The following is an 18,818-nucleotide window of genomic DNA, read 5'->3' on the forward strand; positions in this document are numbered from 1 at the left end:
ACCGGGCCTGCCGCCTTCGCACCGCGGCGGCCCTGCTGAGGGGGGTCCCGCGTGCTTCGCCGAAGCGCGCGGGACTTCCCGCACGGCCGGTCGACACCCGGTCCTGACCATCGCGTTTGTGCAGGTAGAATCACCGAACCGTGGACTCCCGAACCCGCCTCCCCGTCGTCGGCATGATCGGCGGCGGCCAGCTCGCCCGCATGACGCACCAGGCCGCCATCCCGCTCGGCCAGTCGCTGCGGGTGCTCGCCGAGTCGGACTCCGACCCCGCCGCGCTCGTCGCCCGTGACGTGGAGCTGGGCAAGCACACCGACCTCGACGCGTTGCGCGCGTTCGCCAAGTCGTGCGACGTCGTGACGTTCGACCACGAGCACGTCCCGCAGGAGCACCTGCACGCGCTGGTCGCCGAGGGCGTGAAGGTGTTCCCCGGGCCCGACGCGCTGGTGCACGCGCAGGACAAGCTGGTCATGCGCGTGCGGCTGGCCGAGATGGGCGCGCCCGTGCCGCCGTTCTCCGCCGTGCTGGAGACGGCCGACGTGCTCCGGTTCGGCGCGCGGCACGGGTGGCCGTGCGTGCTGAAGGCCGTGCGCGGCGGCTACGACGGTCGAGGCGTGTGGATGCTCAACACGCCGCAGAGCGCGCAGCGGGTCGTGCCCGAGCTGTTGGCGGCCGGCACGCCGTTGATGGTCGAGCAGTGCGTACCGATGCGCCGGGAGCTGTCCGCGCTGGTCGCGCGCTCGCCGTTCGGCCAGGGCGCGTCGTGGCCGCTGGTGCAGACCGTGCAGCAGGACGGGATCTGCGTCGAGGTGCTGGCGCCCGCCCCGGACGTGGACCCCGCCCTCGCCGAGCAGGCGCAGGAGCTGGCGCTGAAGATCGCCGCCGAGCTCGGCGTGGTCGGGCTGTTGGCGGTGGAGCTGTTCGAGACCGCGGCCGGGCTGGTCGTCAACGAGCTCGCCATGCGCCCGCACAACTCCGGCCACTGGACCATCGAAGGCGCCCGGACCTCGCAGTTCGAGCAGCACCTGCGGGCCGTGCTGGACTACCCGCTCGGCGCGACGGACCTCGCCGCGCCCGCCGTCGTGATGGCCAACGTCCTGGGCGCCTCGTCGCCGCCCGAGATGGGGCCGGACGAGCGGTTGCACCACCTGTTCGCCCGGTTCCCCGACGCGCACGTGCACCTGTACGGCAAGGCGGAGCGGCCGGGACGCAAGATCGGTCACGTGACGCTGCTCGGTGAGCGGATGGACGAGGTGCGGCAGCGGGCCCGGCTCGCCGCCCACTGGCTGTCCGACGGTGTGTGGCTGGACGGGTACGACATCCACGGAGGGCAGCAGTGACGCAGGTCGGCGTGATCATGGGCAGTGACTCGGACTGGCCGGTGATGAAGGCCGCGGCGGAGGCGCTGGCGGAGTTCGACGTGACCTACGAGGTCGGCGTGTACTCGGCCCACCGCACCCCGCAGCGGATGCTGGACTACGCCGCGACCGCCGCGTCCCGGGGACTGCGGGTGATCATCGCGGGCGCCGGTGGCGCGGCGCACCTGCCGGGCATGGTGGCGTCGGCGACCGTGCTGCCGGTGATCGGTGTGCCGGTGCCACTGAAGTACCTGGACGGGATGGACTCGCTGCTGTCGATCGTGCAGATGCCGGCGGGGGTGCCGGTGGCGGCGGTGTCGGTCGCCGGCGCCCGCAACGCGGGACTGCTGGCGGTGCGCGTGCTGGCGGCGTCGGACCCCGAGCTGCAGAAGCGGATGGCCGAGTTCCAGGCGTCGCTGGCGGACCTCGTGCTGGAGAAGGACGCGGCGCTGCGGGGTGTTGTGGACGGCACAGCGGACAAGTGAGTGAACGCGCGCTAACATCCGGGTAGGACGCCCTACCGGGAGGTAACTTAACGTGGACCCGAGCTTCGGTACCTACCAGCTCGCCGAGGAGCACGAGGCGCTGCGCGAGGCGGTCCGGTCGCTGGCCGACAAGGAGATCGCACCGCACGCGGCGGACGTGGACGAGCAGGAGCGCTTCCCGGTCGAGGCGTTGCACGCGCTGGTCAAGTCGGGGTTCGCGGCCGTGCACGTGCCCGAGGCCTACGACGGTCAGGGTGCCGACTCGGTGGCGACGTGCATCGTGATCGAGGAGGTGGCGCGCGTGTGCGCGTCGTCGTCCCTGATCCCGGCGGTGAACAAGCTGGGCACGATGCCGATCCTGCTGTCCGCGTCGGAGTCGCTGAAGCAGCAGGTGCTGCCGTCCATCGCGGCGGGCGAGGCGATGGCGTCCTACGCGCTGTCCGAGCGCGAGGCCGGTTCGGACACCGCGTCGATGCGCACCAGGGCCCGGCTCGACGGCGACCACTGGGTGTTGAACGGCACGAAGTGCTGGATCACCAACGCCGGCGAGTCCACCTGGTACACGGTCATGGCCGTGACCGACCCGGACGCGCCGAAGAAGTCGCAGGGCATCTCGGCGTTCGTCGTGCACAAGGACGACCCGGGCTTCGTCGTGGGGTCGAAGGAGCGCAAGCTCGGCATCAAGGGCTCGCCCACCCGCGAGATCCACTTCGAGAACTGCACGATCCCGGCGGACCGCATCATCGGCGAACCGGGCACCGGCCTGAAGACCGCGCTGCGCACCCTCGACCACACCCGTCCGACCATCGGGGCGCAGGCCGTCGGCATTGCCCAGGGCGCCCTGGAAGCCGCCGTCGCCTACGTCAAGGACCGCAAGCAGTTCGGCAAGTCGATCTCCGAGTTCCAGGGCGTCCAGTTCATGCTGGCGGACATGGCCATGAAGATCGAGGCGGCCCGCCACATGGTCTACGTGGCCGCCGCCAAGGCCGAGCGGGGCGAGCCGAACATCGGCTTCATCACCGCCGCGGCCAAGTGCTTCGCCTCGGACGTGGCGATGGAGGTGACGACGGACGCCGTGCAGCTGTTCGGCGGCGCCGGCTACACCCGCGACTTCCCGGTGGAGCGCATGATGCGCGACGCCAAGATCACCCAGATCTACGAGGGCACGAACCAGATCCAGCGCGTGGTCATGTCGCGCGCCCTGCTCAACCGCTAGAGCGCATCGCGACCCGGAGGCGGCCTGTTCTTCGTGATCAGGCCGCCTTTGGTGTGTCTACGGAAATCCGCACGCGGTCAAGTGGATTATCACGGTTGGTAGCGGCGCGTTACTCGGTTGGTCGAGTGTGTTCCGGTGTTTCCTGCCCCTAACGTTGCGTCCCGGTTCGACGGATCGAACCTGGACGCGATACCGGAATGGAAGCAGGGCTCATGAACAGGATCAGGAACGCGGTCGCGGCACTCGCCGTCGGCGTCGGCCTCACGGTGTCCGGCGGGGTCGCGGCCGCCGCCCCGGTCGAGGTCACGACCGGTGACGTCGGTGTCCAGTGCACCCGGCAGTACGTGGTGACGGGGAACGCGACGCTGCGCAACAGCCCCGGCGGCGCGGTCATCGCCTACGCGATCACCGGCGACAAGTTCAACGTTCCCAACCCGTCGGGTGTCTGGTACCTGGGGAACCTCTACGACCAGTACAACAACCACCTCGGCTACGGTTACATGCTGGCTTCCTCATTGGCCTACACCGGCACCTGCTTCTGATCCGCGAATTCGGTCCGACCCGGTGGTGGAATTCCCGGTTTCCCTAATTCGGGACGCCGGACAACGCGGTCGGGTGACGGTGGTTCGCCGTCGGGATCGCGCGCGTGTCGGCGGCCAGGTCCGGCCAGCCCCGTTGGTCCCGGCGGAAGACCGGGACGACGAACGCGCCCACGACGAACAGGGCCAGCACGGCCATGTCGACGGCGAACCACCAGCTCGACGGTGCCAGGGCGGCGTAGGTGATCAGGCCCGTGACACCCAGGAGTTCACGCAGGGCGATCCGCAAGGGGTTGGCACGCCCGCCGCCTGCCCGCCCGTCGCCCGCAGGTCCGCCGTCGGCACGACCCAGGCGGTAGCGCAGCAGCCATCCGCCCGGGGTTCGGCCGGTCGCGGACGGCAGCAGCACGCGGATGGTCGCGGTCAGGGCGACCAGCCACCAGCGGTTGTCGTCGAACACCAGGTGGGTGATCACGATCAGGGCTGTCACATCGACCGCCAGGCCCAGCAGCCTGCGCGGCACGGTCACCGTGTCCGGCGAGGCGGTGGACGCGTCCGGGTGCGGCACGGCCGGCACCACGAGCGCCACCGGCGCGATCATCCACCCCAGCAGCGAGCCGGCGGTGTTCGAGATCAGGTCGTCGACGTCCGCGATGCGGTACGGGCACGGGTACGCGCCCAGGTTGCCCGTGTACTGCACGACCTCGACCGCCAGCGAGATGCCCAGGCCGATCAGCACCACCGCGAGCGGCCCCCGGCCGTAGGACTTGCGCAGCACCACGCCCAGCGGCACGAACAGGGCGACGTTGAACGCCTGCTGGAGGAACACGGTCGACGTGACCACGGCCCCCAACCCGGAACGCCCGTTGGCCGCCAGGTTGTTGCGCATGTCCGTCACCCACCCGAACGGGGTGGTGGACAGCATCTCCTCGCCGTCGCACACCAGGGACGACGGGAACGGCAGGAAGATCAGCGCCAACGCCACCAACCCGTACGCCAGCAGTCCGTACAGGACCAGGGCCCGACGTGGCTCCACCCGCCCGAACCGGTAGTAGTGCAACGCGATCAACGGCAGCAGGACGAGCGCACCGACGCCGACGAACGCCGTGAAGCCCGTCCGAATCGACTCCAGGTAGGAACTCAGCATCTCCACCGATCCGGTTCAGCGGCTCACGGCCCGCGACGTAGGTCAATCCGCTCATTAACCCCATCGCGTGATCGTCAAACCCGATCGAGGCGCGCTGCCGCCGAACGGACGCGGTCAGCCGACCGTCGCCAGGTACGCGTCCAGCCGGTCGTAGCTGGTGTCGGCGCCGTCCTTCATGCCCGTCTCGACGGCACGGTCGCGGTCGGCCCGGGACGGGAACCTCATCGTCTGCACGACCGTCGTGCGGTCACCGTCGGCGATGAACTCGGTCGTGTTGACCGTCGACGCCCACTCCGGACCCCACGACTCGGTCTGCACGGTCCGCGAGTGCGGCGTGACCTCCTGGAACTCGCCGGTCATGGACATCTCGCTGCCGTCGGCGCGCCGCCACACCATGTGCCACCGCCCGCCCGGCCGCAGGTCGATCTCGCACACCGGCATGGTCCAGCCGTCGGGGCCGAGCATCCAGTGCACGACGTGCTCCGGCTTGGTGAACGCGTCGAACACCAGCCGCTGCGGCGCGTCGAACGTCCTGGTGACGGCAACCTCCACATCGGACGGTGTGGTCCACCGCGCGGTCGTCTCAGTCGACATGGTCCTGCTCCTTCATCCGTTCGAGGTAGGTGTCCAAGCGGCGGTAGCTGTCGTCCCAGAACCGGCGGAAGTCGTCGGCCCATGCGCTGACCTCGCGCAACGGCGTCGCGTCGAGCGTGCAGGGCCGCCACTGGGCGTCCCGGCCACGGGTGATGAGCCCGGCCCGTTCCAGCACCCGCAGGTGCTTGGAGACCGCCGGGCCGCTCATCGCGAACGGCTCGGAGAGTTCCTTCACCGTCGCCGCGCCCTCGGCCAGCCGCGCCAGGATGGCTCGTCGCGTCGGGTCGGCCAACGCCGCGAAGGTGATGCTCAGGGGATCGTCCGCCATGACTACCTAACCACTTGGTTATCTAACTGATTGGTTTTCTACGCTCCTGTCGAGTCGCTGTCAACCCCGTCCGCGGACGCCAGAACTGGTTGAAAGTTCATATAACGTCGGGGCGGTTCGACCGTCGACACGAAGGGAAACGCAATGCTCAAGGACGTGGCAGCGCTCATCGGCCGCATCGCCGTGGGGGTCGTCTTCATCGCCCACGGCTGGCAGAAGGTCACCGAGTGGGGGCTCGACGGCACCGCCACCGCCTTCGCGGGCATGGGCGTGCCGCTGCCGACGCTGTCCGCCTGGTTCGCCGCGGTCGTCGAACTCGCCGGCGGCGCGCTGCTGATCCTCGGCGTCGCGATGCCGGTAGTCGGCGTGCTGCTGGCCGTGAACATGCTCGGCGCGCTGGTCCTGGTGCACCTGCCGAACGGCCTGCTCGGCCAGGGCGGCTACGAGTTCGTGCTCGTGCTCGGCGCGGCCGCGCTCGCGATCGGGTTCAACGGCGGGTCGCTGTCGGTCGCCCGGCTGGCGAAGGGCCGCAAGGTCGCGCAACCGGCGTAGGGCCGCGCGGCCGGTCGGCCGGAGCTCAGCCGACCAGGTCCAGGGTGGTCTGCTCACTGGCGCGGCGCGCGGCCAGCAGGTCCGGTGCGGCGTTGCTGCACTGCACCAGCGAACCGCCGCCCGCCAGCACGGCCAGCAGACCGTTCAGCAGCCCGTCCGGCATGGTCCACTCCACAGTGGACAGCACGCGGGAGGTCGTGGTGATGCCCAACGTCGCCGCCCGCTGGTGCGCCTCCTCCACCACCTCGTCCACAGTGGAGCGCAGCAGCGCCGGGGTGTTGCCGGGGACCGGCTCCCACGGCGTGAAGTCGTCGCCGAACACGCGCACGTCGTCGTTGTAGTCCACCGGAGCGCCGCTGCCCAACCCCATGGGGTGCAACGACGCGACCGCCGTCACCAGGGCTCCGGGCGCTTCGGCACCGGGCGCCACGACCGCCACCTTCGCGCCCGCCGGGTCGTCCGTCACCGCCGCGCCGCACCACCACGCGCCCAGCAGCACACCGGCCGTCTGCCAGTGCGCGGGCAGCAGCACGGCCACCGGGTCGCCCGGCTCGACGTCGTGCTCGTCCCGCAGCCAGTTCGCCGTCTTGGCCGCCCAGTTCCGGATGGTGGCCCGCGACAGCTCGACCCGCGTGCCCGCCGCGTCGTCGTAGTGCGTGATCAGGGGCCGGCCGGGATTCGCCGCGAACAAGGGCGCGAACAGGGCATCCGTGACGGTCATGGTCCAACCTTGCCACGCCCCACACCACCCCCGCCCCCCACCCCAACCGCGAGAGTCCAACCCCCACCGCCCGAGAGTCCAACCTCCACGTCGCGCGTGTCCTACGTTCGCGTCGCGCTTGTCCTACGTTCAGGACCCCCGAGTTCAACGCTCAGAACAGTCGATCTTGTTCTGAGCGTTGAACTCGGGGTACGCGAACGTAGGACACGCGCGTTCTGAACGTAGGACACGCGCGACGTGAAGGTACGACTCTCGGGGGTTAGTCGATGCAGGGTGGGGTTGGTTGGGTGGCGGTGCGAGGGCGGGGGTGAGGGCCGTCGAGGGTGAGGAGGTGGTTGGGGGCGAAGCGGTTGGTGGGGGAGGGGTCGGTGGAAGCGGAGGGGGAGGTGGGGGGAGTGGTCGGAGGTGGGGTTTTGGCGCCCAGGAGTTGGGCGACGAAGGCTTGGACCTGGGTGGGGTCCACGGTCACGACGTTCTGGCCGCGCTCGTTGACCGCGTCGACGCCGGTCACCGGGATGGTCGCGAACTCGACGTTCCCGCCCGCCAGCCCGCGCGCCTGACCGGCGAACGTCGCCAGGTCCAGCTTCTCGTCCACCACGACCGACTTGCTCACCGCGTCCAGCAGCCCCGACAGCCGCGCCGGGTCGGCGAGCGTCCCCGCCGACAGCAGCTTCGACATCGCGGCCGACATGAACACCTGCTGCCGCGTGATCCGCCCCAGGTCACCGTTCGGGATGCCCTTGCGCTGCCGCACGAACGCCAGCGCGTCCCCACCGGAGATCGACTGCACGCCCGCCCGGAAGTTCGCGCCCGAGTCCGGGTCCGACGTGGCCTGCTTCAGGCACACGTCCACACCCCCGATGACCTCGGTGAGCAGGTAGAACCCGTACAGGTTGATCTCCGCGTAGTGGTCGACCCGCACCCCGGTCAGCTCCTGCACCACCTGCACCAACGCCCGCCGCCCGGCCTGGTCGCCCGCCTTGGACCGCTCCGCCAGGTCGGACGTGCCGGAGGCCGCCAAGCGCTCCATGGTCAAGAACTTGGTCACCCCGTACGCGGAGTTGATCTTCTCCTGGCCGTGGTCGGGGATCGTCACGTAGGTGTCGCGCGGGATCGACACGGCGTGCGCCTTGCTGCCGTCGCGCGGCACCCGCATGACGATGATCGTGTCCGTGTTGAGCGTGTCCGTCGCCTCCGTGCGCAGCTTCCGCAGCACGTGGTCCGGCAGCGGCACGCCCTGGGCGTCGGTGCGGCTGTCGCTGCCGACCAGCAGGATGTCGGTCGCGCCGTCGTTCGCGGGCGGCGCGTTCGGCACGTCCGACAACGCGGTCAGCACGTCCGTCGTGTTCACGCTCTCCTGCACGCGCTGCAACGTCGACCAGCCGTACCCGGCCGCCGCCAGCACGGCCGCGGACAGCAGCGCGACGAGCACGCGTAGCACGCGTCCGGCGATCACCGCAGCCCTCACCGGCGTTCCTCCTACGAATGGGTGTCCGATCAGGCTAGCCACCTGCGGCCGGTCGGACGTCCGGGTTCACCAGGAGGTGGTGTTCAGTTGACGCAGACCACACCGTCGGCGGTGATCGGCGGGGTGGAACTGGTCGTGGGCGCGATCCGGGTGCCGGTGACGTCGACCGACGCCGGGTCGGACTGGTCCGGCGGCGCGTAGTCGGCGCCGGCGTACACCAGAACCTGCCCCCTGGGCACGGAGTCGTCCTCGACGGCCTCGGCGTTACCGCCCATGGCCGAGATCACCCTGTCGGCGCTCGCCCGCTCACCGGGCGCGTGCCGGACCGTCGTCGTGTCCGCGTACGGCCCGGAGTCCGCCTCACCGCGGCGGAACCCCTTCTCCACCAACATGTCCAGCACGCTGGCGGCCAGCCGGCTCACCCCCGCCGAGTTGTAGACGTGCACGGTGATCGCCGAGTTCGGCGGCCCGGACGGGGTCGTGGTGGTTGGCGCGTTCGAGGGGCGCTTGTCGGTCGCCAGGTCCTTGATGAACTGCCGCACCTGCGCCGGGTCGACCGGCAGCACGTTGCCGTCCCCCCAGGTGTCCATCGGCTCGCCGACCGGGATCGTGCGGAACTGGATGTTGCCGCCCACCAGGCCCTGCATCTGCTCGGCGAACTCGGTGATGTTCCAGCCCTCGCTGAGCACGACCGACTTCTTCACCGCCGTGACGAGCTGTTCGAGCTTGTCGAAGTCGGTCAGCGTGCCGGTGGACAGCACCTTGCGGGCCAGCGCGCCGATGAACACCTGCTGCCGCACGATCCGGTCCAGGTCGCCGCCGGGCAGCCCGCCGCGCTGCCGCACGAACGACAGCGCCTTCGCGCCCTCGACGGTCTGCCGACCCGCCGGGAAGTCCGCCCCCGAGTCCTGGTCGCGGGTGGCCTCGTTCAGGCACACCTCGACGCCGCCGAGCGCCTTCGTCACCTCGTAGAAGCTGGCCAGGTTCACCTCGGCGTACCGGTCGACGGTGACCGAGCCGCCGGTCAGCCCCTCGATCGTCCTGATCAACGTCTTGCGGCCGGCCAGCGTCGACTCCAGCTCGATGCGGGCCTCGCTGGTCACGCCCTCGTTGCGCAGCTTCTGCGCGGTCTCGTTCTTCTGCCTGGCCAACGCCGAGTTCAGCTTGTGCTTGCCGAACCCGTCCGCGATCTCCACGTACGCGTCGCGCGGGAACGAGATCGCCACCGCGCGCGTGCCGTCCTGCGGGATGTGCACCAGGATCATCGTGTCGGTGTTCAGCGTGCCGTCCGCCACACCGCCGTTGAGCAGCGCCAACACCTCGTCCGACAGCGGGTTGCCCTGCGCGTCCGTGCGGCTGTCGACACCCACCAGGAGGATGTCGATCGCCCCGTCGAGCGGCTTGCGGGCCACCCCGTCGGCGTCCTGGGTGACCGAGGAGGCGATGACGTCGGTGGTGGTGATGTCCTCGTCGAGGTCGCTGAGGTAGTACCAGCCGTACCACGTGACGACGAGCACAGCCGCCGACAGCAGCGCCAGCAGTGAACGCGCGGTGAGCGCGAGAGCACGGAACGCGGCCGACCCACCGGCCGATCCGGGCGGACTGGAGTCCACTGCCTGCCTCCCCCGTGTGCTCAGGCGTGCCTGTTCGAGATTAGTGGCGCGACCGTGCACCGCGCCGCACATTCCTCTTATACGGGAGACGCTGTAACAACCAGGTGGGTTGCACAGAAGGTGCTCGTGACAGACTGCGATGAGCAACGCCGTCGGGAGGGCATGGAGCATGCGGGTACTGGTAACGGGCGGAGCCGGGTTCATCGGGTCGCACTACGTGCGGGAGATGGTGGGGGGCGCCTACCCGGCCTACGCCGACGCCGAGGTGGTGGTGCTGGACAAGCTCACCTACGCCGGCAACCAGGCCAACCTGGCGCCGGTCGCGGACGACGAGCGGTTGACCTTCGTCCAGGGCGACATCTGCGACCGCGAGCTGGTCGCCGACCTGATGAGCCGAACGGACGTGGTGGTGCACTTCGCCGCCGAGTCGCATGTGGACCGTTCGATCTCCGGGTCGGCCGACTTCGTGCTGACCAACGTGCTGGGCACCCAGACGCTGCTCCAGGGCGCGCTGGAGGCCGGTGTGGCGAAGTTCGTGCACGTCTCCACCGACGAGGTGTACGGCACGATCGACGAGGGCTCGTGGACCGAGGACCACATCCTGGAGCCGAACTCGCCGTACTCGGCGTCCAAGGCGTCGTCGGACCTGCTGGCGCGGTCGTTCTTCCGCACCCACGGGCTGCCGGTGTGCATCACCCGGTGCTCGAACAACTACGGGCCGTACCAGTTCCCCGAGAAGGTCATCCCGCTGTTCGTCACCAACCTGGTGGACGGCAAGAAGGTGCCGCTGTACGGCGACGGGCTCAACGTCCGCGACTGGCTGCACGTGGACGACCACTGCCGGGGCATCCAGCTCGTGCTGGAGGGTGGCCGCGGCGGCGAGATCTACAACATCGGTGGCGGCACGGAGCTCACCAACCGGGAGCTGACCGAGCGCCTGCTGGAGGCCACCGGGCGCGACTGGGACTCCTCCGTCGAGCCGGTGACCGACCGCAAGGGCCACGACCGGCGCTACTCGGTGGACATCACCAAGATCGCCACCGAGCTGGGTTACGCGCCGCGGGTCGACTTCGCCGACGGCCTGGCCGCCACTGTGCAGTGGTACCGCGACAACAGGTCGTGGTGGGAGCCGCTCAAGCAGCGCGCGGCCCTGGCCGGCTGATGGCGCTCGCACTCCTGGTACCCGGTGGCCGCGGCCAGCTCGGGCGGGACGTCGCCGCGGCGGCGCCCGGTGACGCGCTGGTGCACGCGCCGTCGTCGGCCGAGCTGGACCTGACCGACGGCTCGGCGGTGGCGGACGCGGTGGCCGTGTTCGCCGCGACCGCGCGTGACGCCGGGTTCCGGCCCGTGGTCGTGAACGCGGCGGCGTACACGGCGGTGGACGCGGCCGAGACCGACGCCGACCGGGCGTTCGAGGTCAACGCGGTCGGCCCGGGGAACCTGGCCACGAGCTGCCGCGAGCACAACGTGCCGCTGCTGCACGTCTCGACGGACTACGTGTTCCCCGGTGACGGCACGCGGCCGTACGAGCCGACCGACGACACCGGGCCGAAGTCGGTCTACGGTCGGACCAAGCTCGACGGTGAGCGGCGCGTGCTGTCCACTTGGGACCACGCGTGGGTCGTGCGCACCGCCTGGGTCTACGGCGAGCACGGCAGCAACTTCGCGAAGACCATGGTGCGGCTGGCGGGCACGCACGACACGCTGTCCGTTGTGGACGACCAGGTCGGTTCGCCGACGTGGTCGCTCGACCTGGCGAACGGCCTGCTGGAGCTGGCGGCCCTGGTGTCGTCGGGCGGCACGCCCGCGCGGGTGCTGCACGCGACCGGCGGCGGCGAGACCACGTGGTGCGGTTTCGCCCGCGCCATCTTCGCCGAACGGGGCCTCGACCCGGAGCGCGTGCGCCCCTGCACGACCGCCGACTTCCCCCGCCCCGCCCCGCGCCCGGCCTACTCCGTGCTGTCCGGCAAGGCGTGGGCGGACGCGGGGTTGACCCCGCTGCGGCACTGGCGAGAAGCCCTGGCGGCCGCAGCAAGCTGTATTTGATGGCTACTGCCCCGCAGCCGGCGGGCGAGGCCGCCTGGTGCTCGTCCACCGTCCAGGCGACCCTCGCGCGGTGGCGGGAGTGGACCGGGTTGCCGTTCGACCGGGACGGGCCGGTGGTCGTGCCCGGCGCGCTCGCCCCGGTGCACGTGTCGACGTCACAGAACGTAGCCGTGTACGTCGAGCCGAACGTCTGGGTCTCCCGCCCGCTGCCGACGGGCTAGGCGGCCTGCCACGGGACGGACCTCGGTCGCTCGGCGGTGGTGAGGAACTCCTTCAGCGCGGTCGCCAGGACCTCCACCGGCACGCCCGCGCCGGCCGGGTAGTCGACGTACTCGGAGCGGTACCCGGGGGACGCCGGGTCGCCCTGCAAGGTCGAGTAGTCGTGCTCCGGATCGGCGTAGGTCAGGTAGCCGTACCCCTGGTGGACGGTGGCGGCCACGTCGTGGTCGGGGATCTTGGTGGTGCCCGGCGCACCGAGCAGGCCCTCCGTGTCGGTGATCAGCTCCCGCTCCTGGTGCTCGATCACGGCAGGGCCCGCGCCGGGCTCGGCCAGGCGGCTCAGGAGGGTGTCGACGTCCTCCGGCGCGTCGACGGTCATCTCGTCGGCGGAGTCGGCGTCGGTCTCGGCGATGATCGGCCACACAGCCGTGAAGCTCATGGCCGGCATCATCGCAGTGGACGCGGTGAGTGACCACCGGAGGGGTCGGTTGCGCCGTTGGGGTGGAGTAGGTTTATCGCACTGGTTTTGCGCTCAACCGGTGCGAGAACCTTTCCGCCATGTCCGCGCTCGGGCGATCCCCTGAAGCGACCGCGCCTCGCCACGAAGGTGAGCGCCAGCGGTTCCTGCGTCGCGTTTGTGCCGTGACCGGCTCACGGCAGATCTCGTGGAGCGTGCTGAAGAACCCCCAGGACCGACAGCCCGGGCATCCCTAGGGCACCGGCCCGAAACCCTTGGCGCGCAACGCCATCGCGCGCGTCAGCGCAGAGCGGCGAAGAACTCCCGGACGTCGCCGACGAGCAGGTCCGGCGCCTCCATGGCGGCGAAGTGGCCACCGCGGTCGAACTCGGACCAGTGCACGACGGTGTGCTCCAGCTCGACCGTGCGCCGGATCGACACGTCCATGGGGAACACCGCGACACCGGTCGGCACCGGTGACCGCTCGCTGGCGCTCCACGCGCCGGCGTGCGCCGTCTCGTAGTAGCCGTTGGCCGAGGACCCGGCGGTGCCGGTCAGCCAGTACAGCATCACGTTGGTGAGCAACAGGTCCCGGTCCACCGCGTCCTCGGGCAGCTCGGCGGCCGGATCGGTCCACTCCTTGAACTTCTCCACGATCCAGGCCAGCTGACCGACCGGTGAGTCGTGCAGCGCGTGCGCCAACGTCTGCGGCCGGGTGATCTGGACCGCCACGTACCCGGCCTGCTCGGTGGTCAGGTAGTCGAGGGTCTTCAGCCGGGCCCGTTCGGCATCGGTCAGCTCGCCCACCTCGTCCGCGGGGATCCCGGTGAACGCGGAGAGCCCGTTCGCGTGCACGCCGACGACCTTGTCGGGGTTCAGCCTGCCGAGACCGGGTGAGACGACGGCGCCGGTGTCGCCGCCCTGCGCGCCGTAGCGGTCGTACCCGAGCCGGTCCATCAGCTCGGCGAACGCCCTGGTGACCCGGTTGGTGTCCCAGCCCGCCTCGACCGTGGGGCCGGAGAACCCGGTGCCGGGGATGGACGGGATCACCAGGTGGAACGCGTCCGCCGGGTCGCCGCCGTGCGCCCGCGGGTCGGTGAGCGGGCCGATGACGTCGAGGAACTCCACGACCGAACCCGGCCAGCCGTGGGTCAGGATCAGCGGCAGCGCGTCCGGCTCGGGTGAGCGCACGTGCAGGAAGTGGATGTCCTGCCCGTCGATCTCGGTGGTGAACTGCGGGTAGGAGTTCAGCCGCCGCTCGTGGACGCGCCAGTCGTAGCCGTCGCGCCAGTACCCGGCCAGGCCCTTGAGGTAGCTCACGGGCACCCCGCGGCTCCAGCCGGCGCCGGGCAGGTCCGCGGTCCACCGGGTCCTGGCGAGCCGGTCCCGCAGGTCGTCCAGGTCGGCCTGGGGGATGTCGATGGTGAAGGGCCGGATCGCGCCGTTGTCGCTCATGTGGACAACCCTAGGAACCTGCTAGGTCAGGTTCGGTCCTAGGACGGTGCCAGACTTCGAGGCATGTGGGAAACCTCGGCACGGCTGCTGCGACTCCTCTCGCTCCTCCAGACCCGACGTGACTGGTCCGGCGCGGAGCTGGCGGAGCGCCTGGAGGTCACCCCGCGCACGGTGCGCCGCGACATCGACCGGCTGCGCGTCCTCGGCTATCCCGTGGACGCCACCGCGGGAACCGCCGGTTACCGGCTCGGCGCGGGCGCGGACCTGCCGCCGCTGCTGCTGGACGACGACGAGGCCGTCGCGGTCGCGATGGGCCTGCGCACGGCCGCCGGTGGTTCGATCACCGGCATCGAGGAGACCTCGGTGCGGGCGCTGGCCAAGCTCGAACAGGTGCTGCCGTCCCGGCTGCGCCACCGGATCAACGCCCTTCAGTCGATGACGGTGCCGATGGCCAACGCCGGTCCCACCGTCGACCCGGGCACCCTGACCGCCATCGCCGCCGCCTGTCGCGACTCGCTGCGCCTGCGCTTCGACTACCGCACCCACGACGGGACCGCCGGCGTCCGCACGACGGAGCCGCACCGCCTGGTGCACGCGGGCAGGCGCTGGTACCTCGTCGGCTGGGACGTCGACCGGCAGGACTGGCGCACCTACCGGGTCGACCGCCTGGAGCCGCGCACCCCGACCGGCCCCCGGTTCACCCCGCGCACGCCGCCCGACCCCGACCTCGGCGGCTACACCTCACGGGCGATCTCCACGTCCGCCTACCGGTATCAGGCCAGGTTCACGCTGCACGTCGGCGTGGAGGTGGCGGCGGAGCGGATCGCGCCCACCACCGGGGCGCTGGAGCCGATCGACGAGCGCAGCTGCACGTTGCGGGCGGGGTCCGACTCGCTGGACGAGCTGGCGATCCACGTGACGACGAAGGGGTTCGACTTCACCGTGCACGAACCACCGGAACTGGTCGAGCACGTCCGCGCGCTGGCCGCCCGGCTGGCCAACGCCACCGCCAACGCCACCGCCACCTCGACGGCTCCCGTCACCGCTGCGCGGCACGCCGGTAGGCCGCGACCGTCTTCTCCGCCGTCCGCCGCCACGTGAACTCCGCCGCGTGCGTCCGCCGTGCCGCCTGGGCGGCGGCCGTGGGCGGGGCCTCGACGGCGTCGACCATGGCCGTCGCCAAGGCCTCCACGTCACCGACCGGCACGTGCACCGCGTGCCCACCGGCCACCTCGCGCAACGCCGCCACGTCCGTGCACACCACGGGCACGTTGCAGGCCAACGCCTCCAGCACGGGCAGCCCGAACCCCTCGTCGCGAGACGGCAGCACCAACGCCGCCGCGCCCGCCACGACGCGCCTGAGGTCCACGTCGTTCAGGTAGCCGGTCCGCAGCACGCGATCGTCGGAGCCGACCACGTGCGGCCCGGCCAGCACCAGCGGCGGCAACGAGGGCCGGGCGGCGTGGGCGGTCAGCAACGTCCCCAAGCCCTTGCGCGGCCCGCCCGCGCCCACGAACAGCAGGTACTCCGACGGCAGCCCCAACCGGGCGCGCAGCGCGGGCGACGGCGACCGGGCGGCGAACCAGGCCGGGTCGACGCCCAGCGGCGTCACCACGATCTTCGACTCCGGCACGCCCAACCGCTCCATCACCACCTCGGCCACCGCACGGGTCGGCGTGCACACGACGTCCGCCCGCGTGGCCGACTTCTGCACCAGCTCGGGCAGCCGGCGGTCCGACGGCGGCAGGTCGCCGGGCGTGTCCAGGAACGCCAGGTCGTGGATGGTGGTCACGCCGCCGGCCCGCAGCACGGGCGGCAGGATGAAGTTCGTCGCGTGCATGACGTCGGTCGGCCCGGCCAGGAACTCCACCGGCGGGAACGGCATCCGCAGCCAGAACTGGCGCAGCAGCCGCGCCGACACCGGCAACCCGCGCGCCACCACGTCGTGCGGCAGCACGGTCCGCAGCGCACGCCACCCGCGCAACGTGAACGCGACCGCCCGGACGTCCACCTCGTCCAGCATCGACGCCAGCTCCTCGGCCAACGCCGCGGTGTACCGGCCGATCCCGGTCCGCTGCCCGAGCAGCGGGGTGCCGTCGATCAGCACCCGCAACGGCCTAGCCACGGCCGCGCAACTTCTTCAGCACCCGCCCGGTCGCCCGCCGGGCCACCTCGCCCGCGCCGCCGGCGGTCATGTACTCCTTGACCAGCGCCACGTCCCGCTGCACCTTCTCCAGCCGCCCGAGCGGCCGGTTGGCCACCATGAACGACGCGCCGGGCAGGCGGTCCGCGGCCGGCCGCGGGTTGCGGCAGAACGCGGTCAGCGGCGCGAGCACGTTCTCCCAGGTGAACCGCTCCCGCACGGCCGCGATCCGCTCCACGCAGGCGGCGGCGAAAGCGGTGTCGTACATGACCTTCTCCAGCGCGTCGGCCAGCGCGTCCGGGTCCTCCGACGGCACCACGACCCCGAGGCGCTCCCGGCGCACGAGGTCGGCGAACGAGTCGCCGTCGGTGGTCACGATCGGCAGCCCGGCCCACAGGTAGTCCAGCACCCGCGTCCGGAACGCGAACGTCGTCTCCACGTGCTCGTAGTGCGTGGTGACGCCGGCGTCCGCGTCGAGCAGCCAGTTCTGCCGGTCGTGGTAGGGCACCCAGGTCTCGTTGAAGAACACGTGCTCGCCGGCGAGGCCGAGCCGGTCGGCCAACGCGCGGGTCTGCCCGGCGATGTCCATGTCCGGCACCTCGGGGTTGGGGTGCTTCATGCCCAGGAACACCAGCCGCACGTCCGACCGGCGCTTGCGCAGCCGGTCCACCGCGTGCAGCAGGGTCAGCGGGTCGAACCAGCTGTAGACGCCGCCCGCCCACAGCACGACCTTGTCACCGGCGTCGATGCCCAGGGTGGCGCGCAGACCCGGCCCGGTGCGCTGCGGCGGCTTGCCCGCCAGCCCGAACGGCGCCTCGGCCAGCAGCGAGCGCGTGGTCGGGTCGTTGTCGTACAGCGACGGGGTGATGCGGCCGATCGCGGTCAGGTGGCCGAGCCAGAAGTGCCGTTGCCGCTCGGAGGCGCACAGGAAGAAGTCGCCGCGCCGCAGCTGGTTGTCGATGATCCGGGTGACGCCGACCAGGTCGAGCTCGCGCTGCTCGTCGGTCGAGTCCTTGCCCTGCTCCAGCAGCTCCAGGTGCATCGGGTCGTAGATGTCGCAGACCACGATCTTGGTGTTGCCGGGTTCCTTGAGGAAGCCCAGGTTCTCCAGCACGTGGCCCTGGAGCACGATGATGTCCGCCCACTTGGCGTGCTCGACCAGCTCGCGCGGCGCGGCGCGGTCCACCGGGAACGACGACTCGGGCGGCGCGCACAGCGCGTTGATCGTGACCAGCCGGACGTCGTGCTCACCGGACAGCACGTCGGCCATGTTCCACGCCCGGATCGCGGGGCCAGCCATCTTGTCGGAGATGGCGTCGCCGGTGACCACCAGCACCCGCCGGGGCCGGCCGAACACCTCCTCCAGCCCGAACACCTCGACCAGCACGTCGTGCGCGGCCAGGTAGCGGGGCAGCGGGTAGGCGGGCTCCATCGCCTTGCGCATCAACGGCACCAGGTCGGCGTCGGTCAGCCGGCGCGCGGCCTGCTCGGCCTGGCGCGACTCGGCCAGCGACGGCAGCAGCTCCACGAACTGGTCGATCGCGAGGAACCCGGCCAGCGCCTGCCGCGGCACCGGCACCGGCGCGCGGTCGTCGGCGGGGTCGTCCGGGCGCCGGGTGATCTCCAGCTGGGTGGCGTCGAGCTCGCCGCGCGCGGTGGCCCGGCGGACCACCAGGGCCAGCGCCGCGGGCAGCACCTTGGCCAGCGTCTCGTCGGAGAAGTTCTTGTAGAGCGCGGCGAGGGCGTTGCGCTCCAACAGGTACAGCTCACGGCTGGTGTCCACGGTGGACATCGAGGCGTGGTGCTTGTGGAAGGTCAGGGAGGTGGGCACGTACCGGACGCGCCAGCCGCGCAGGTTCATCCGCCAGCCGAGGTCCACGTCCTCGTAGAACATGAAGAACCGCTCGTCGAACCCACCGAGCTCGCGGAACACCGCGGTCCGCGCCACGAGCGCCGAGCCGGTGCCGAACAGCACGTCGCGCGGTGTGTCGTGGGAGCCGTCGTCGGGCTGCCCCGCGTGCCGCTTGTAGCCCATGCCGAACCAGGTGAGGCCGCCGTCCACGAAGTCGATCTCGCGGCCGTCCCAGTCGAGCACCTTGCTCGCCACCGCGCCGACGGCGGGCTCGGCGCGCAGCACCGCCACCGCCTCGCGCAGCCACCGGGGGTGCGGGCGGGCGTCGTTGTTGAGGAACGCGACCACCGACCCGCGAGCGCCGCGCACACCCAGGTTGCAGCCGCCCGCGAAGCCCAGGTTGGCCGGGGCCTCGACCACCTCGGCGTTCGGCGCGGCGGCCCGGACGCGGTCCGCACCGCCGTCGCCCGAGGCGTTGTCGACCACGATGACCTGGAGTTTCTCCGCCGGGTAGTCGAGGTCGCCGAACAACGCGCGCAGGCAGGTGATGGTGTCGTCGGCGCCGCGGTAGTTGACCACGACCACCGAGACCACAGGCAGGGTCCCTTGCTCCACGGGCTAACTCTGC

The 18,818-nt window shown here is 71.2% G+C and carries 19 protein-coding genes; 9 read left to right on the plus strand and 10 right to left on the minus strand.

The features are described 5' to 3' along the window. Positions 1-140 precede the first annotated feature (140 nt). The 4 genes from ACYVLT_RS17780 to ACYVLT_RS17795 all read left to right on the plus strand — a co-directional run bounded on the left by ACYVLT_RS17780 (position 141) and on the right by ACYVLT_RS17795 (position 3,598). Positions 141-1,337: a 5-(carboxyamino)imidazole ribonucleotide synthase gene (locus ACYVLT_RS17780; RefSeq protein ID WP_461121306.1), complete on the plus strand. Its 1,197-nt coding sequence runs from the start codon at positions 141-143 to the stop codon at positions 1,335-1,337. Then, on the plus strand, positions 1,334-1,840 hold the full coding sequence (gene purE / locus ACYVLT_RS17785; RefSeq protein ID WP_461121307.1) for a 5-(carboxyamino)imidazole ribonucleotide mutase: 507 nt from the start codon (positions 1,334-1,336) through the stop codon (positions 1,838-1,840). The genes ACYVLT_RS17780 and purE overlap by 4 nt, the downstream gene beginning before the upstream one ends. Before the next feature lie 52 nt (positions 1,841-1,892). Then, a complete protein-coding gene (locus ACYVLT_RS17790; protein ID WP_461121308.1) occupies positions 1,893-3,056 on the plus strand; it encodes an acyl-CoA dehydrogenase in 1,164 nt (387 codons plus the stop codon). A 212-nt stretch (positions 3,057-3,268) separates the two neighbouring features. Beyond that, positions 3,269-3,598 (plus strand): hypothetical protein, encoded by a 330-nt coding sequence (locus tag ACYVLT_RS17795; RefSeq protein ID WP_461121309.1) that lies wholly within the window; start codon positions 3,269-3,271, stop codon positions 3,596-3,598. A gap of 43 nt (positions 3,599-3,641) precedes the next feature. On the opposite strand, the gene ACYVLT_RS17800 is transcribed toward ACYVLT_RS17795, so the two are convergent. From ACYVLT_RS17800 to ACYVLT_RS17810, 3 genes are all read right to left on the minus strand, one after another. Continuing rightward, positions 3,642-4,742: a VanZ family protein gene (locus ACYVLT_RS17800; RefSeq protein ID WP_461121310.1), complete on the minus strand. Its 1,101-nt coding sequence runs from the start codon at positions 4,740-4,742 to the stop codon at positions 3,642-3,644. Between the two features lie 114 nt (positions 4,743-4,856). Then, positions 4,857-5,336, minus strand: a complete 480-nt coding sequence (locus ACYVLT_RS17805) for an SRPBCC family protein (RefSeq protein WP_461121311.1) — start codon at positions 5,334-5,336, stop codon at positions 4,857-4,859. After that, positions 5,326-5,664 carry an ArsR/SmtB family transcription factor gene (locus ACYVLT_RS17810; RefSeq protein ID WP_461121312.1) on the minus strand — a complete coding sequence of 113 codons (339 nt, stop codon included), beginning with the start codon at positions 5,662-5,664 and terminating at the stop codon, positions 5,326-5,328. Before ACYVLT_RS17810 ends, ACYVLT_RS17805 begins: the two co-directional genes overlap by 11 nt. 144 nt (positions 5,665-5,808) lie before the next feature. Here ACYVLT_RS17810 and ACYVLT_RS17815 point away from each other — a divergent pair, with 144 nt between their 5' ends. Continuing rightward, positions 5,809-6,216 (plus strand): DoxX family protein, encoded by a 408-nt coding sequence (locus ACYVLT_RS17815; RefSeq protein WP_461121313.1) that lies wholly within the window; start codon positions 5,809-5,811, stop codon positions 6,214-6,216. A gap of 25 nt (positions 6,217-6,241) precedes the next feature. On the opposite strand, the gene ACYVLT_RS17820 is transcribed toward ACYVLT_RS17815, so the two are convergent. The 3 genes from ACYVLT_RS17820 to ACYVLT_RS17830 form a co-directional block, all read right to left on the minus strand. After that, a complete protein-coding gene (locus tag ACYVLT_RS17820) occupies positions 6,242-6,937 on the minus strand; it encodes a TIGR03089 family protein (RefSeq protein ID WP_461121314.1) in 696 nt (231 codons plus the stop codon). Positions 6,938-7,196: 259 nt separating this feature from the next. Then, complete coding sequence (locus ACYVLT_RS17825) at positions 7,197-8,405, minus strand: LCP family protein (protein ID WP_461121315.1); 1,209 nt, start codon at positions 8,403-8,405, stop codon at positions 7,197-7,199. 83 nt (positions 8,406-8,488) lie between these two features. Then, entirely contained in the window at positions 8,489-10,018 is a 1,530-nt protein-coding gene (locus tag ACYVLT_RS17830) for an LCP family protein (RefSeq protein ID WP_461121316.1), read from the minus strand. A gap of 169 nt (positions 10,019-10,187) precedes the next feature. Here ACYVLT_RS17830 and rfbB point away from each other — a divergent pair, with 169 nt between their 5' ends. From rfbB to ACYVLT_RS17845, 3 genes are read left to right on the plus strand one after another with little or no spacing between them, the layout of a single operon-like run. Next, entirely contained in the window at positions 10,188-11,180 is a 993-nt protein-coding gene (rfbB, locus tag ACYVLT_RS17835; protein WP_461121317.1) for a dTDP-glucose 4,6-dehydratase, read from the plus strand. Continuing rightward, on the plus strand, positions 11,180-12,064 hold the full coding sequence (gene rfbD, locus ACYVLT_RS17840; protein ID WP_461121318.1) for a dTDP-4-dehydrorhamnose reductase: 885 nt from the start codon (positions 11,180-11,182) through the stop codon (positions 12,062-12,064). Before rfbB ends, rfbD begins: the two co-directional genes overlap by 1 nt. Then, the gene (locus tag ACYVLT_RS17845; protein WP_461121319.1) at positions 12,064-12,285 is read left to right on the plus strand and encodes a hypothetical protein; all 222 of its coding nucleotides are present in this window, start codon (positions 12,064-12,066) and stop codon (positions 12,283-12,285) included. The genes rfbD and ACYVLT_RS17845 overlap by 1 nt, the downstream gene beginning before the upstream one ends. Here the strand turns inward: ACYVLT_RS17845 and ACYVLT_RS17850 are convergent. Further along, positions 12,282-12,722 (minus strand): Imm1 family immunity protein, encoded by a 441-nt coding sequence (locus ACYVLT_RS17850; protein WP_461121320.1) that lies wholly within the window; start codon positions 12,720-12,722, stop codon positions 12,282-12,284. The two genes, ACYVLT_RS17845 and ACYVLT_RS17850, sit on opposite strands and share 4 nt — an antisense overlap. Before the next feature lie 318 nt (positions 12,723-13,040). After that, a complete protein-coding gene (locus ACYVLT_RS17855) occupies positions 13,041-14,195 on the minus strand; it encodes an epoxide hydrolase family protein (RefSeq protein ID WP_461121321.1) in 1,155 nt (384 codons plus the stop codon). Between the two features lie 63 nt (positions 14,196-14,258). On the opposite strand from ACYVLT_RS17855, the gene ACYVLT_RS17860 reads away from it, so the two are divergent. Then, positions 14,259-15,296: a helix-turn-helix transcriptional regulator gene (locus ACYVLT_RS17860; protein ID WP_461121322.1), complete on the plus strand. Its 1,038-nt coding sequence runs from the start codon at positions 14,259-14,261 to the stop codon at positions 15,294-15,296. On the opposite strand, the gene ACYVLT_RS17865 is transcribed toward ACYVLT_RS17860, so the two are convergent. Both ACYVLT_RS17865 and ACYVLT_RS17870 read right to left on the minus strand, forming a co-directional pair. Continuing rightward, positions 15,235-16,320, minus strand: a complete 1,086-nt coding sequence (locus ACYVLT_RS17865; RefSeq protein WP_461121323.1) for a glycosyltransferase family 4 protein — start codon at positions 16,318-16,320, stop codon at positions 15,235-15,237. The two genes, ACYVLT_RS17860 and ACYVLT_RS17865, sit on opposite strands and share 62 nt — an antisense overlap. Next, on the minus strand, positions 16,313-18,805 hold the full coding sequence (locus ACYVLT_RS17870) for a glycosyltransferase (RefSeq protein ID WP_461121324.1): 2,493 nt from the start codon (positions 18,803-18,805) through the stop codon (positions 16,313-16,315). The genes ACYVLT_RS17865 and ACYVLT_RS17870 overlap by 8 nt, the downstream gene beginning before the upstream one ends. Positions 18,806-18,818: the final 13 nt, after the last annotated feature.

The sequence above is a fragment of the Saccharothrix stipae genome (genome assembly GCF_054781895.1).

Coding starts and splice junctions, on each gene's coding strand:
- ACYVLT_RS17795 (WP_461121309.1), top strand. CDS start 3,269: ATGAACAGGATCAGGAACGCGGTCGCGGCACTCGCCGTCGGCGTCGGC.
- ACYVLT_RS17800 (WP_461121310.1), bottom strand. CDS start 4,742: ATGCTGAGTTCCTACCTGGAGTCGATTCGGACGGGCTTCACGGCGTTC.
- ACYVLT_RS17805 (WP_461121311.1), bottom strand. CDS start 5,336: ATGTCGACTGAGACGACCGCGCGGTGGACCACACCGTCCGATGTGGAG.
- ACYVLT_RS17810 (WP_461121312.1), bottom strand. CDS start 5,664: ATGGCGGACGATCCCCTGAGCATCACCTTCGCGGCGTTGGCCGACCCG.
- ACYVLT_RS17815 (WP_461121313.1), top strand. CDS start 5,809: ATGCTCAAGGACGTGGCAGCGCTCATCGGCCGCATCGCCGTGGGGGTC.
- ACYVLT_RS17820 (WP_461121314.1), bottom strand. CDS start 6,937: ATGACCGTCACGGATGCCCTGTTCGCGCCCTTGTTCGCGGCGAATCCC.
- rfbB (WP_461121317.1), top strand. CDS start 10,188: ATGCGGGTACTGGTAACGGGCGGAGCCGGGTTCATCGGGTCGCACTAC.
- rfbD (WP_461121318.1), top strand. CDS start 11,180: ATGGCGCTCGCACTCCTGGTACCCGGTGGCCGCGGCCAGCTCGGGCGG.
- ACYVLT_RS17845 (WP_461121319.1), top strand. CDS start 12,064: ATGGCTACTGCCCCGCAGCCGGCGGGCGAGGCCGCCTGGTGCTCGTCC.
- ACYVLT_RS17850 (WP_461121320.1), bottom strand. CDS start 12,722: ATGAGCTTCACGGCTGTGTGGCCGATCATCGCCGAGACCGACGCCGAC.
- ACYVLT_RS17855 (WP_461121321.1), bottom strand. CDS start 14,195: ATGAGCGACAACGGCGCGATCCGGCCCTTCACCATCGACATCCCCCAG.
- ACYVLT_RS17860 (WP_461121322.1), top strand. CDS start 14,259: ATGTGGGAAACCTCGGCACGGCTGCTGCGACTCCTCTCGCTCCTCCAG.